Origin of the sequence: Acidovorax sp. (assembly GCF_046314175.1) — a bacterium.
In the GTDB taxonomy this organism is placed as follows: Bacteria; Pseudomonadota; Gammaproteobacteria; order Burkholderiales; family Burkholderiaceae_C; genus Acidovorax.
Genome location: NZ_JBKBXG010000070.1, coordinates 1 through 13039, shown reverse-complemented (window position 1 = coordinate 13039; position 13039 = coordinate 1). Strand labels below are relative to the sequence as shown.

Genomic DNA, 13039 nt, shown 5'->3' with positions numbered 1-13039 from the left:
GGCCACCATGGCACACGCTGCGCCGGTTTTCAAGCTTTTTTGGCCTCTAGCGCTTATCTATCAATCGCTGGCAGCTATTGTTTTGATAGTGGGTGCGGCGCAGGCCCATTCAGCGGACTACACCGGCCCGCTGTTCGACGCCCACCTGCACTACAACGAAGAGGCCTGGGACGGCAAAACCGGCCCGCATCCGCCGTCTGATGTGCTGGCGCGCATGAAAGCGTCGGGGGTGCGCGCCATCGTGGCCAATTCGCGTCCCAACACCGGCTCGTTGGCGCTGGCGGCCTTGCCCGAAGTGCGCGCGGCGGGCGTCGCCGTGGTGCCCTTTGTTCGGCTGTACCGCAACCGGGCGGACTACACCGGCTGGTTTGCCGACGAGACCATCTACGACATGGTGCTGGCCGAGCTGGCCAAGGGCACGGGCTCAGGTCCGTACCGCGGCATTGGCGAGTTCCACCTGTACGACAGCGCCAACGCCGACGGCCCCGTGGCCAAAAAACTCATGGCCCTGGCCGAGCAGCGCGAGCTGGTGGTGCTGGCCCATGTGGACGATGCCGCCATCGACCTGCTGATGGCCAACACGCCCTCCAAGGGGCGGAAGGTGCGGCTGATCTGGGCGCACACCGGCATCGGCGGCGCGCCGGTGGAGCGCGTGGATGCGCTGATGGCGCGCTACCCCGGCCTGGTGGGCGAGCTGTCGTACCGCCCCGGGCTGGTGTGCGACGACAACCAGCTGTGCCCCGCCTGGCGCGCGCTGCTGCTCAAGTACCCCACGCGGTTTGTGATCGGGTCGGACACCTGGGTGAATCAGCGCTGGCAGTATTACGAAAGCCTCATGACGGGCTACCGCCAATGGCTGGGCGGACTGCCCGCCGACGTGGCGCGCAAGGTGGCATGGGACAACGGGGCCGGGCTGTTTGGGGTCATGGCACCCCGTTGACCTGGCTTGCGAACGTTCAAGCCCTCAACCCACAGCAATCACCTGCCCCCCACTGCGCTACCGGCTGATTCGCCCCCGTGGGATGCCAACCTCGGACACACGTGGCGGCTGCGGCGGGAACGACAGGGTGAACACCGTGGGCTGGCCCGGCCCGCTGCGGACGCTGACCGTTCCTCCGTGCAGTTCCATGGCGCTTTTTACGATGGCAAGTCCCAGTCCAGCGCCGGGTGTTTCTTCCGTGTGCTCGGCTTCGACACGGTAGCTGCGCTCGAAGATCTTTACCTGGTGCTCGGGCGCAATCGGTTCGCCCTCGTTGGATATCGAGATGTGGCAGCCGCCGCCCGATGACACCGTTCCCGAGAGCACCACCGTGCTGTCTGGGTGCGCGTGGCGAATGGCATTGGTCAGCAAGTTGGCGGTGGCGCGGGTCAGCAAGGAGTCATCGGCCCAGACGTGGGCGTTTTTCTCGACCTGCACCGCCAGTTGCAAGCCGCGCTCCTGAGCCAGCAGTTCAAAGAAGGCCGCGGTGCCCTCCAGCCGTTGCCCCAGCGGGATGAGGGTGGCGTGAACGGCGCTTTGCTGGCTCTCGGCACGCGCCAGGAACAGGATGTTCTCGATCAACCGTCCCATGCGCTCGTACGCAGGCACGGCCGACTCGATCACCGCGCGGTATTCGTCGGCACTGCGAGGGCGGTCCAGCGTGACCTGGGCGGCGATCAGTAGGCGGTGGATGGGTGCGCGCAGATCATGCGCAATGTCTGATGAAAAGCCCGACAGGCGGGAGAAGGAGTCTTGCAGCCGGTCGAGCATGTGGTTGAACGCATGGGCCACAGGCTCCAGCTCGGCAGGGTTGTCCTGCGGGGCAAGCCGCTCGTTCAAGGCATGGGCGCTAATGCGATTGGCCGTGTTGGCCAGGCGGTTGGCCGAGGACAGAATGAGCCGGGTGGTACACCAGGCAAACAGACCGGCGGTCACTGCGCCGACGCCGAGTGTGAGGGCGAAGGCACGCCATGAGCGCAGGGCAAACGCATGGCGCCGCGCCAGCAGGTCCTCGGCGGGGATGTGGACCATGGTCCCAGCGCTGGCGAGGAGCGGCTCGATGTCATCGAAATCCTGGCCCAGCAGGTAGATCACCATCCAGAAGCTCGCGGTGATCAACAGCAGCGTGATCACAGAAATCGCCAGCGCGATCTTCAGGGTCAGAGAGCGCCGCAGTGCTGTCCTGGATTCAGCCGTTGTGGTGTTCGAGGACATAGCCGACGCCCCTGACCGTGTGAATGAGCTTCTCTGCAAAGGGCTCGTCGATCTTGGCACGCAGTCGGCGCACTGCAACGTCGACCACATTGGTGTCGCTGTCAAAGTGCATGTCCCACACGTTCTGCGCAATCAGGGTGCGCGACACGACCTGGCCGGCGTGGCGGGCCAGGTAGTCCAGCAGTACGAACTCCTGAGTGGTGAGGTCAATGCGCAACCTGCCGCGATTTACGCGCCTGCGCGCGGAGTCGACCTCCAGGTCGCCCACGCGCAGCACCCCATCGGGTGCTGGCATCGGTGCGCTGCGGCGAGCGACCACCTGGATGCGTGCCAGCAGTTCGGAGAAGGCAAACGGCTTGACCATGTAGTCGTCGGCCCCCAGCAGCAGCCCCTTGACGCGGTCTTCGACCTCATCGCGGCCGGAGAGGAAGAACACCGGTGTCTGGTGCTGGGTGCGAATGCCTTGCAGCACGTCCCAGCCGCTGGCGCCAGGCAGTCCCACGTCCAGCAGGATCAGGTCGTAGTGCCCCGAGGTGGCCAGGTGCAGGCCTTCCACCCCATCGAACGCTGTGTCCACGACATGGCCATGTTCGGTCAGGCCTTTTTGCAGGTAAGCGGCGGTCGATTGTTCGTCTTCAATGGAAAGCAAGCGCATGGGGCGAAATCCCGAAGGTTTCAAAAAGAGGGACTGCAGACGAATTAAGGGAAGCTGCGGATTGACTTGGCTGGATTGTTGGGGGTGAGCGTGGGTTTGAGAAGCTTGCCTGATTGAAATGTACTGTTGCAAATTCACGAACAGTCGCAGCGTCAGGTCGGTTGTGGCGGGTGCGAAACGGCGTGGTTGCAAACCGGGGGGGTGGCGCACGCGCGCCCCCCTCCATTGCGCCTTTCGGGCTGTGGGTGCGCGGGAGCAATGCCTACGCTTGCACCATGTCCTGCCAATAAGGCGTGGGACATGACTCCGATTGAACCCACTTAACAAGGATGACCATGAAAAAATTCGCCACACTGGCTGTGCTTGCAGCCATCAGCGCAACCTCTTATGCACAATCGTCCGTCACGCTGTTCGGCGTGGCTGACGTGGCGTTCCAAGTTGGCCGCGGCACTGAAGCAAACCGTACCAGCCAAGGCAGCGGCGGTCTGTCCTCCAGCCGCCTGGGCTTCCGCGGTATTGAAGATCTGGGGGGTGGCCTGAAGGCTGGCTTCTGGCTGGAAGCCGGTTACAACCTGGACGACGGTACAGGCGTATCCAACACCTTCAACTTCAACCGCCGCTCCACAGTGAGCCTGATGGACGACAGCTGGGGCGAAATTCGCCTGGGCCGTGATTTCACCGCGACTTACAACAACATCTACGACGCCTTCGGCGACAACGGTGTGGGCGCGCTCCTGAAGACGACCTCATTGGGCGCGAACTACGGCTATGCCATGCAGACCCGCACCAGCAATGCCGTGTCGTATTTCACCCCCAAGAATCTGGGTGGATTCGTTGGTCAAGTGCAGTACTACCGTGGCGAAGCCGCCAACGGCGCCAATGACGGCACGGGTTACGGCCTGCGCGGCGGCTACGAAAACGGCCCGCTCAGCGTGGGTGTGAGCTACGGCGCTATCTCCAGCCTGGGTGTGTACGGCGATGTGACGAATGCCAACATTGGTGGCTCTTACGATTTCGGCGTGGCCAAGCTGCTGCTCCAAGCAGGCCAGGATGAGTCCGACGCCCGTGACGAGAAGGCTCGCCACTATCTGGTCGGCGCAACAGCCCCTGTGGGCAGTGTTGGCCAGGTTCGCGCTTCGTGGACGCGAGTCAGCGTTCAGGACACCAATGTCCAAGCCAATAAGTTCGCAGTGGGCTACGTGCACAACCTGTCCAAGCGCACGGCTGTGTACTCCACGTTCGCTTACCTGAAGAACAAGAACGGCTCGGCTCTGGCATTGAACGGCGCACGAACCAGCCTGGGCGGCAACTCCAAGGGCCTGGATATTGGCCTGCGCCACTCGTTCTAAGGCGATGTGATCGTTGCCCATCGCAGTGGGCAACCCTCTCCAAGGTAAACGCTTGGGCCCGCTCCCCCTTTCGGGGGACGCGGGCCTTTTGCATGGTGGGGCTGCAAGCCCTGCGCTTTCATTACGTAAATGTCATGTTCGCGCAATCTCGCTGTCAGGCGTGCATTTCTATCCTTCAAATCTGTCCAAAGCAGGGGGTGTTTACCGGCTTGCGTGCCAAAGGCCGCTTCAGTGTGCCGCCCCCGCAACACATTGAAGAGATCCAAGCATGCGCAGACAAGACATTCAATTGCTGATCCTGGCCCGCCAGGGCGATCCAGCCGCTCGCAGCAAAGCGGGCCGACGTTACTTGGTGGGGGGCGACGGCTTCCCTCGCCATGTGGCCACGGGGATCGAATACCTCTCGCACCCCAGCGTCCGTGAACTTCCAGAAACCGCGTGTGCCATTGCAGAGAGCTTGCCTCTGCAAGACTTGCTGACACTGAAGCAAGAAGAGGCGCTGCACAAGGCTGCGGCTGCAGGCAGCCCATTGGCGCAGTTCAAATTGGGCGTGTGGATGGCGTTGACGCGCAGCCACGTTGCGGCGGGGCAGGCGTGGTTGGAGGCTGCAGCCGCCAGCGGCCACGTCGAGGCCAGTCAGGTAGTGGCTGCCGTCGCTGGTGCGCGTTCGGAGCAGGCCCTGGAGGCGATGGTGGAGTCGATCAAATCCAGCGCAGCAGTGGACGTGGTGCAGGTCGCAGTGATCGCTGCGCGCCAGGCGCGTGAAGAGGGGGCGCTGGACCCATTGGTCGACTGCTTGCGCGTCGCTTTGAGGGTTGCGCCGCGCTTGACGCACGCCCTGTCGGACCTGGTGGTGGCCGCTGTCTTGTGGGCCGAACGCGAGAACCATTCCTTGCGCGGGCTGGCGCCCGACCAGATAGAGGCCTGCCTGGAGCTGGCCATCGTCCGCGGCGATCGGGATGCTGCCAGCCTGCTCGGTCGCGCGCGGTGCGGTATTGACAGTGGCACGCTGACACCTGCACGGTTGAGCACGTCGTTGAACCTGCGCAAAGGAGTTGCCCTGTTGCTGCGCGCCGCTGATGCGGGCCGCGATGACGCATGGCTGGCCCTGTACGAGACGCACGCTGACCACCGCTCATCGGTGTCCAACCCACAGATGGCCCGCTTCTTCCTGGAAAAAGCTGCGATCGCGGGGCGGTCCGAGGCGCAGCGCAAACTGGGGGCCTTGATACTGCGCTCGTCGAGTTCGGTGGTGGAGTCGGAGCAGGCCATTGCGTGGCTGCATGCGGCGGCCAACCAGGGCGACGCACACGCGCAGCGTCTGCTGGGCTCACTGGTGCTGCCGTTGGCGGGAGACGAGTCTGCAGCGCGCGCGGCGATTGAGGAAGTACGCCAGGGTGACCCTTGGCTGGCCGTGCGGTTGACGCTGGCGCGCGACTTTGGCTTGACCAAGCTGGAAGCCTTGAGTGTTGACCCGGTCGAGGGCCGTCGGCCGTGGGGCCTGCTGGTGGGGCGCAACCCGTTCATTACCCAGGCCCGTCTGTCTGCACCGCGTGCCGTGCCGGCGTTGACGCCCCAGGCGCTGCAGAACCTGGGGCGCGCGGCGGCCTTTTTTGAGCAATCGCGCGGCGATGGCAATGCGTTTGAGGGTGACCTGCGCCGCCGCTCAGTGCGTCAGCGCCGGGTGTTCGAGCGCTTGAATCTGTCGGAAGATCTGTTCTTTTCCACCGCTTCGTCGAGCCGACTGGAGGCTTTCCGCTTGGGGCCGAAGTGGGCTTTTCGTGCACGGCAACCACTGGCGATGGCATTGGCGGCCTGAGAGGCTGAGAGTCTTTTGTCCATGCCCGCCTTGCACGCCAAAACGCCCCGGCCCGTCGTTACAAATGCTCGCCATAGCCCGAGCTATGGCTGTGCTTTGCGCCTAGATCCGAGGCGTTTTCGCGCGCCTTTCGGGCTCGGCTAAAAAACTCTCAACCTCTGAGGGCTGGATGGACGGCGGTGCCATGCCCTGCAAAGCGCGCCTATGGATGGCCTTCGAAAATTACAGTCGGCTCGAGCGCGCCAGATAGCGCTTGCGCCAGAAGAGCGCCACCAGCGCCAGCGCGATGAATGCCATGGACCCTAGCGCCCACCAGAATCCATCGGCCTTGTGAATCAGCGGCAGAAACTCGAAGTTCATGCCAAAGATGCCCGCAATCAGGTTCAGCGGCAAAAACACGGCGGTGAGTGCCGTGAGGGTGCGCATGATGTCGTTGGTGCGGTTGCTCTGCACCGAAAAGTGCATCTGTACGGCGGTCTCGGTGCTTTGCTCCAGCCGCCGCACGTGGTGCACTACGCGTTCGATGTGCTCCAGCACATCGCGGCTGCGCACCTTGAGCAGGTCCAGCTCGCGCAGGTCGGCGGGGGTGTCGGGCAGGGACCAGGTTTCCAGTGCGTCGATCCAGTCCTGCACAGCGGTGCGCTGGTCTTCGCAAATCTCGTCGAGCTTGTGCAGCGACAGGCGCGCTTCCAGCAGCGAGCTCCAGTTCACGTAGCGTGCGCGGGGCTTGAGAAGCTCGTTTTGCCAGTGGTCCAGCTGGCGAGTGAGTTCGCGGCGCAGGTCCAGATAGCCGTCCACCATTAAGTTGACGACGCGCAGCATCAGGTCGGCCGGGCTGGTGGGCACGCGGGCGCCGGGCATGGGGCTGCTGCGGCCCTCGTTGTGGTTGGCGGGCAGTGCAGCCAGCAGGCGCGTAGCGTAAGCGTCGCGCACCGCGCAGTCGGTGGGGTGCACGGTCAGCAGCACCTGGTCAAACACCGCAAAACCTACGGGGCTGGTGTCGATGCGGCGCAGCACGGGCGGGCCGCTGCGTTTGACGGGGCTGCTTCCCGCAGCCGCAACGGGTGGCTCGGCAGCGTCGCCATTCAGGGTGGCAAGGCGGCGGAAGACCAGCAGGTCGTACTGCGAGGTGTAGTCGTAGTGGGAGGGCAGCTGCGCGTTGAGCAAATCGGACACATGCAGGTCCACCAGCTGCATCCCCGCCAGGGTCTGCAGGTGCGTCTGTATCTCTGTGAGCTGCGCCTGGAACGATGGGCGCGCGCAGGCGATCCAGACAAAACCCTGGGCAGGCACCTGCGTGGGCAGCTCGGTCAGCTCGTGCACGCCGCCGCTGTGGATGTGGAAAATGCGCATGCCGCCCAAAGTTTGAATAAAAAGTTCCTCTAGCGCTTATTTATCAAGCGCTGATAGCTATTATTTTAGGAGCAAACGCGCTGCGTCGCGCGCAAAGTAGGTCAGCACCCCATCGGCGCCTGCGCGCTTGAAGGCCAGCAGGCTTTCCATCATCACGGCATCGTGGTCCAGCCAGCCGTTGGCGGCGGCGGCCTTGATCATGGCGTACTCGCCGCTCACCTGGTAGGCGAAGGTCGGCACGTGGAACTCGTCCTTCACGCGGCGCACGATATCGAGGTAGGGCATGCCGGGTTTCACCATCACCATGTCGGCGCCTTCGGCGATGTCGATGGCCACCTCGCGCAGGGCCTCGTCGCTGTTGCCGGGGTCCATCTGGTAGACGTTCTTGTCGGCCTTGCCCAGGGCGCCACGCGTACCCACGGCATCGCGGAAGGGGCCATAGAAGGCGCTGGCGTACTTCGCGCTGTAGGCCATGATGCGGGTGTGGATGTGGCCCTGCACCTCCAGCGCCTCGCGGATGGCGCCGATGCGGCCGTCCATCATGTCGCTGGGTGCGACGATGTCCACGCCTGCCTCGGCATGCGTGATGGCTTGGCCGGTGAGGATCTCCACCGTTTCGTCATTGATGATGTAGCCGGTCTCGTCCAGCACGCCGTCCTGGCCGTGGCTGGTGTACGGGTCCAGCGCCACATCGGTCATCACGCCCAGGTCGGGGAATTCTTTCTTGAGCGCCCGCACCACGCGCGGGATCAGGCCATCAGGGTTCAGGGCCTCTTTGCCGTCCGGCGTCTTGAGTGATGGGTCGATCGCCGGGAACAGTGCCAGCACCGGGATGCCGAGCTTCACGCAGTCTTCGGCCACGGGCAGCAGCAGGTCCAGGCTCAGCCGGTCCACGCCGGGCATCGATGTGACGGCGTCGCGGCGCTGGCTGCCTTCATGCACAAACACCGGGTAGATCAGGTCGTGCGGCGACAAGGCGTTTTCGCGCACCAGGTTGCGGGTAAAAGCATCGCGGCGCAGGCGGCGCGGGCGGTTCTGGGGGAAGGGGGCGGGGCTTTGGGGGTGCATCTGAAGATTATCGCCCTGTGCTCCTGCGCGGGTTTGGGCGCACCAGCCTTTCAGGCTAGACCGAAATGCCGCTTGTAACGCCACAGCCCGGGTGCTAAATTGGCGCCGGGCGGCTTGCTGCCCCCCGCTTTTCCTCCCTGAGCGGGGCCTTGGATTGCAGTGATGCAAAACAGGCTTTCCCGGCCCGGCGAATTTGCCGGGCTTTTTTTTGGGTGGGGGGCTGGCGGGCGGGGCGGGCCCGTAAACTGCGGCCATGCTCTGGGTTAAAGCCTTTCACATCGTTTTCGTGGCCAGCTGGTTTGCGGGCCTCTTCTATTTGCCGCGCATCTTCGTCAATCTGGCGATGGTGGCGCCGGGCTCGGCGGCCGAGCGTGACCGCCTGCTGCTCATGGCCCGAAAGCTCTTGCGCTTTACCACCCTGCTGGCTGTGCCTGCACTGGCGCTGGGCGCGTGGCTGTGGATGGGCTATGGCATCGGCTGGGGGCCGGGCAACGGCTGGATGCACGCCAAGCTGGCCGTGGTGCTGCTGGTGATCGGCTACCACCACGCCTGCAGCGTGGTGCTGCGCAAGCTGGCCGACGGCACCAGCCGCAGGAGCCATGTGTGGTTCCGCTGGTTCAACGAAGTGCCCGTGGTGCTGCTGCTGGTTGCGGTGGTGCTGGTGGTGGTCAAACCGTTCTGAGACGGTGCACAGAACCTCCGCATGGCCGCTGGCGCTGACCTACGTAGCGCTGATCGTCTTTGCGAGCCTGTTCCCTTTTGACGGCTGGCGCGCGCAGGGCATCGACCCGCTGGTGTTTTTGCTGGCGCCACTGCCGCCGCCGTACTGGACAGGTTTTGACGTCACCACCAATATCGTGGGTTATGCGCCGCTCGGGTTTTTGCTGGTCCTGGGCATGCTGCGGTCCGGTTGGACGCGCAGCCCGGTGCTGCTGGCCACGCTGGCAGGCGGGCTGCTGTCGGTGCTGCTGGAGTTTTTGCAGATATATCTGCCGCGGCGTGTTCCCTCTAACCTGGACCTGGTGCTCAACACCGCAGGCACCCTGGCGGGCGCGCTGAGCGCAGCGCTGCTGGAGCGCGTGGGCGCCATCGACCGCTGGAGCGATTTTCGGGGCCGCTGGTTTGTGGCCGATGCGAGCGGCGCCATGGTGCTGCTGGCGCTGTGGCCGATGGCGCTGCTGTTCCCGGCGGCTGTGCCGTTCGGGTTGGGCCAGGTGCTGGAGCGGCTGGAGGCCGCACTGGTCGAGGTGTTGTCAGACACCCCGTTTCTGGTCTGGCTGCCGCTGCGCGCGGACGCGCTGGACCCGCTTTCGCCCGGCGCCGAGCTGCTGTGCGTGGTGCTGGGCCTGCTCATCCCTTGCTTGCTGGGCTACTGCGTGATCCGCCAGATGGCGCGGCGCGCGCTGTTTGCGTTGGGCGTGGTGGCCATCGGCGTGGCGCTGACCGCGCTGTCTGCCGCGTTGAGCTGGGGTCCGGTGCATGCCTGGGGATGGATGGGCCAGCCCGTGCGCGTGGGGGTGTGGGGCGCACTGGCGCTGGCGCTGCTGCTGCTGGGCCTGCCGCGCCGTGCCTGTGCCGCCTTGCTGCTGGTGGCGCTGGCATGGCACCTGGCGCTGCTCAACCAGGTGCCCACCAGCGCGTACTTTGCACAAACGCTGCAGATTTGGGAGCAGGGCCGCTTCATCCGTTTCTATGGTCTGGGTCAGTGGCTGGGCTGGCTGTGGCCCTACGCCACGCTGCTGTATGTGCTGCAGCGCGTGTCGAGGAGAGAAGGATCTCCCTGAGTTACTTTTGGCACTGGCGTTGGGCTTGCCGGTTTCACGGCGCGGGGTTCGTAAAATGCCCGGTATGAGCGACACCACATCCGCACCGGCCGCAGCGCCCGGCTACTACCAGCGCCACATCTTTTTCTGTCTGAACGAGCGCGCCAATGGCGAAGACAGCTGCGCCCATCACAACGCCCAGGCCGGTTTTGACCGCTGCAAGCAGCAGGTCAAGGCGGCAGGTCTGGCGGGCGCAGGCAAAGTGCGCGTGAACAAGGCCGGCTGCCTGGATCGCTGCGCGGGCGGCCCCATCGCCGTGGTCTACCCCGAGGGCACCTGGTACACGTATGTGGACGCGGCCGACATCGACGAGATCGTCGAATCGCACCTCAAAAACGGCCAGGTGGTGGAGCGCCTGGTCACCCCGGCGGAACTTGGCCGCTGATTGCGCCTCCATCTGTTCCGTCATCATTTTCGAATGATTTTTGCCTCTAGCGCTTGTCCATAAAGCGCTAGTAGCTATTAATTTGGTAGTAAACCCGTGAATGCACAGACCGAACGCCTGACCCTGTCCGGGCCCGCAGGCGCCATCGAGGCCGTGCGCGATGCCGCCACGCTGGCCGAGGGCGCCGTGGCACCCCGTGGCGTGGCCATCATTGCTCACCCCCACCCGCTGTTTGGCGGCACCATGGACAACAAGGTGGTGCAGACCCTGGCGCGTGCTTTTGTGCAATGCGGCTGGACGGCGGTGCGTTTTAACTTTCGGGGCGTGGGCGCCACCCAGGGCGTGTACGACGAAGGCCAGGGAGAGTTGCAGGACCTGCTGGCCGTGGTCGAGCAGGTGGCGCCCGCCAGCGAAGGCCAGCGCATCGCATTGGCGGGTTTCTCGTTTGGCGCGTTTGTCACCAGCCGCGCACTGGCTGCGCTCTGGCCCCAGGGGCGCGTGGACCAGGCGGTGCTGGTCGGCACGGCCGCCAGCCGCTTCACGGTCGCCCCCGTCCCGACGGACGCCCATCTGCGCACGCTGGTGGTGCACGGTGAGCAGGACGACACCGTGCCGCTGTCATCCGTGATGGACTGGGCGCGGCCCCAGATACTGCCTGTCACAGTCGTCCCAGCTGGGGGGCATTTCTTTCACGGACAATTGCCGCTTTTGAAAAACTTGGTGGTTCGCCACCTGCAATCGGGCGTTTGAGAGCCTCTGCCTCGTCGCGCTGATCTGCGCCTTTCCCTCACCCTTTTTCGAGCCTTTCCAGCCCCTTATTGCCCCATGAAACGAATCCTGTCCGCGTTGCGATCTTTGGCCGTCTTTGCTGCGGTGGCACCAGCCGCCTTCGGGGCGCTTGCCCAGGCGCCGCAACCCCCCGAAATCGCCGCGCGCACTTACCTGCTGGTGGACATTACCGCCAACCAGGTCCTGGCCGCCAAGGACATTGATTCGCCCGTCGAGCAGGCTTCGCTGACCAAGCTCATGACCGGCTACCTGGTGTTTGATGCGCTGCGGTCCAAAAAAATAGCGCTCGACCAAAAACTGCCCGTCAGCGTGCGCGCCTGGAAGATGCCCGGCTCGCGCATGTTCATCGACCCCAAGATGCAGGTGCCGGTCGAAGATCTCATCAAGGGCATGATCGTGCAGTCGGGCAACGACGCCACGGTGGCTTTGGCCGAGGGCGTGGGCGGCACGTACGAGAACTTCGTCAAGCTGATGAACGACCAGGCCAAGGCCCTGGGCATGAACGGCACCAGCTACAAGAACCCCGAAGGCCTGACCGAACCCGGCCACCTGACCACCGCGCGTGATCTGAGCGTGCTGGCTACGCGGCTCATGAAGGACTTTCCGGAGTACATGCATTACTACTCCACCAAGCAGTACAGCTACCCCGGCACCCCGGCGTCCAACGGGACCAACCGCAACTCGCTGCTGTTCCGTGATCCCACGGTAGACGGTCTCAAGACCGGCCACACGGCCGCTGCGGGCTATTGCCTGGTCGCCACGTCCAAGCGTGACTTCCCAGGTGTGGGCCAGCGCCGTCTGTTGTCCATCGTGCTCGGCACGGCCAGCGAGAACGCGCGCGCCAACGAAAGCCAGAAGCTGCTGAACTGGGGCTACACCGCGTTCGAAGCGATCAAGCTGTTTGAAGCGGGCAACCCCGTGGCTACGCCCGCCTTATGGAAGGGCACGGCCAATACACTCAAGATCGGTCGCGAAGAGCCCATCGTCGTTGCCGTGCCAGCGGGCAGCGCGGGCAAGCTCACCACCCAGATCGCGCGCCCTGATCCCCTGGTCGCACCGTTCACCAAGGGCCAGGCCATCGGCACGCTCAAGGTGATGCTGGGCGAGCAGTCCGTGGCCGAGGTGCCGCTGATTGCGCTAGAGGGTGTGGAGCAAGCCGGCATCATGGGCCGCGCATGGGATGCGATCCGCTTGTGGATCAAGTAACAGGGTGAAATAGCCCGTTCGCTGCATTCTGTGCAGGCGATCAAAAACCATAGCGCCTGACGCTTTTCTCTAAAGCGTCAGGCGCTTTTTTCATTGCGAATCTTGGTGTGCGAGCACACCTGCCTAGGCGTGGTCATGCGCCCGATCACGGCACGCGGCTTGCCTGCAGCGGGCCATCCTGCTACATTAGAAGGCTTTTCGGAATTTCCGAAGGGATTCACGTTTTCGCTTTCACGAAGCAAGTTCACGTTTAGGGACGTATTTCATGCCAACCATTAATCAACTAGTCCGTCAGGGGCGCGAGGTCGAAAAGATCAAGTCCAAGAGCCCTGCGATGGAAAACTCTCCCCAGCGCCGCGGCGTGTGCACCCGTGTGTACACCACGACGCCTAAGAAGC

The 13039-nt window shown here is 64.1% G+C and carries 12 protein-coding genes and 1 pseudogene; 9 read left to right on the top strand and 4 right to left on the bottom strand.

Going from position 1 to position 13039, the window contains the following annotated elements; genetic code table 11:
* Positions 1–7 precede the first annotated feature (7 nt).
* Positions 8–940: an amidohydrolase gene (locus ACK4OE_RS18430; protein WP_409886813.1), complete on the top strand. Its 933-nt coding sequence runs from the start codon at positions 8–10 to the stop codon at positions 938–940.
* Between the two features lie 57 nt (positions 941–997).
* Here the strand turns inward: ACK4OE_RS18430 and ACK4OE_RS18425 are convergent, their stop codons facing one another.
* Together ACK4OE_RS18425 and ACK4OE_RS18420 are read right to left on the bottom strand one after the other, a co-directional pair.
* The gene (locus ACK4OE_RS18425) at positions 998–2194 is read right to left on the bottom strand and encodes a heavy metal sensor histidine kinase (protein ID WP_409886811.1); all 1197 of its coding nucleotides are present in this window, start codon (positions 2192–2194) and stop codon (positions 998–1000) included.
* Positions 2169–2849: a heavy metal response regulator transcription factor gene (locus tag ACK4OE_RS18420; protein ID WP_409886809.1), complete on the bottom strand. Its 681-nt coding sequence runs from the start codon at positions 2847–2849 to the stop codon at positions 2169–2171. The genes ACK4OE_RS18425 and ACK4OE_RS18420 overlap by 26 nt, the downstream gene beginning before the upstream one ends.
* Positions 2850–3184: 335 nt before the next feature.
* On the opposite strand from ACK4OE_RS18420, the gene ACK4OE_RS18415 reads away from it, so the two are divergent.
* Together ACK4OE_RS18415 and ACK4OE_RS18410 are read left to right on the top strand one after the other, a co-directional pair.
* Complete coding sequence (locus ACK4OE_RS18415; RefSeq protein WP_409886807.1) at positions 3185–4198, top strand: porin; 1014 nt, start codon at positions 3185–3187, stop codon at positions 4196–4198.
* Positions 4199–4466: 268 nt separating this feature from the next.
* The gene (locus tag ACK4OE_RS18410) at positions 4467–6017 is read left to right on the top strand and encodes a tetratricopeptide repeat protein (RefSeq protein WP_409886804.1); all 1551 of its coding nucleotides are present in this window, start codon (positions 4467–4469) and stop codon (positions 6015–6017) included.
* Positions 6018–6239: 222 nt separating this feature from the next.
* Here the strand turns inward: ACK4OE_RS18410 and ACK4OE_RS18405 are convergent, their stop codons facing one another.
* Entirely contained in the window at positions 6240–7370 is a 1131-nt protein-coding gene (locus tag ACK4OE_RS18405) for a magnesium transporter CorA family protein (RefSeq protein WP_409886802.1), read from the bottom strand.
* A gap of 60 nt (positions 7371–7430) precedes the next feature.
* Positions 7431–8438, bottom strand: a complete 1008-nt coding sequence (gene hemB / locus ACK4OE_RS18400; RefSeq protein WP_409886800.1) for a porphobilinogen synthase — start codon at positions 8436–8438, stop codon at positions 7431–7433.
* A gap of 253 nt (positions 8439–8691) precedes the next feature.
* On the opposite strand from hemB, the gene ACK4OE_RS18395 reads away from it, so the two are divergent.
* From ACK4OE_RS18395 to rpsL, 6 genes and pseudogenes are all read left to right on the top strand, one after another.
* Positions 8692–9120: a CopD family protein gene (locus ACK4OE_RS18395; protein ID WP_409886798.1), complete on the top strand. Its 429-nt coding sequence runs from the start codon at positions 8692–8694 to the stop codon at positions 9118–9120.
* A 4-nt stretch (positions 9121–9124) separates the two neighbouring features.
* A complete protein-coding gene (locus tag ACK4OE_RS18390; protein WP_409886796.1) occupies positions 9125–10222 on the top strand; it encodes a VanZ family protein in 1098 nt (365 codons plus the stop codon).
* 64 nt (positions 10223–10286) lie between these two features.
* Positions 10287–10646: a (2Fe-2S) ferredoxin domain-containing protein gene (locus tag ACK4OE_RS18385; RefSeq protein WP_409886794.1), complete on the top strand. Its 360-nt coding sequence runs from the start codon at positions 10287–10289 to the stop codon at positions 10644–10646.
* A gap of 96 nt (positions 10647–10742) precedes the next feature.
* Positions 10743–11396: an alpha/beta hydrolase gene (locus tag ACK4OE_RS18380; RefSeq protein WP_409886792.1), complete on the top strand. Its 654-nt coding sequence runs from the start codon at positions 10743–10745 to the stop codon at positions 11394–11396.
* Between the two features lie 75 nt (positions 11397–11471).
* Positions 11472–12641 (top strand): D-alanyl-D-alanine carboxypeptidase family protein, encoded by a 1170-nt coding sequence (locus ACK4OE_RS18375; protein WP_409886790.1) that lies wholly within the window; start codon positions 11472–11474, stop codon positions 12639–12641.
* A gap of 265 nt (positions 12642–12906) precedes the next feature.
* Positions 12907–13039, top strand: a pseudogene (gene rpsL / locus ACK4OE_RS18370) (30S ribosomal protein S12); the annotation flags it as partial.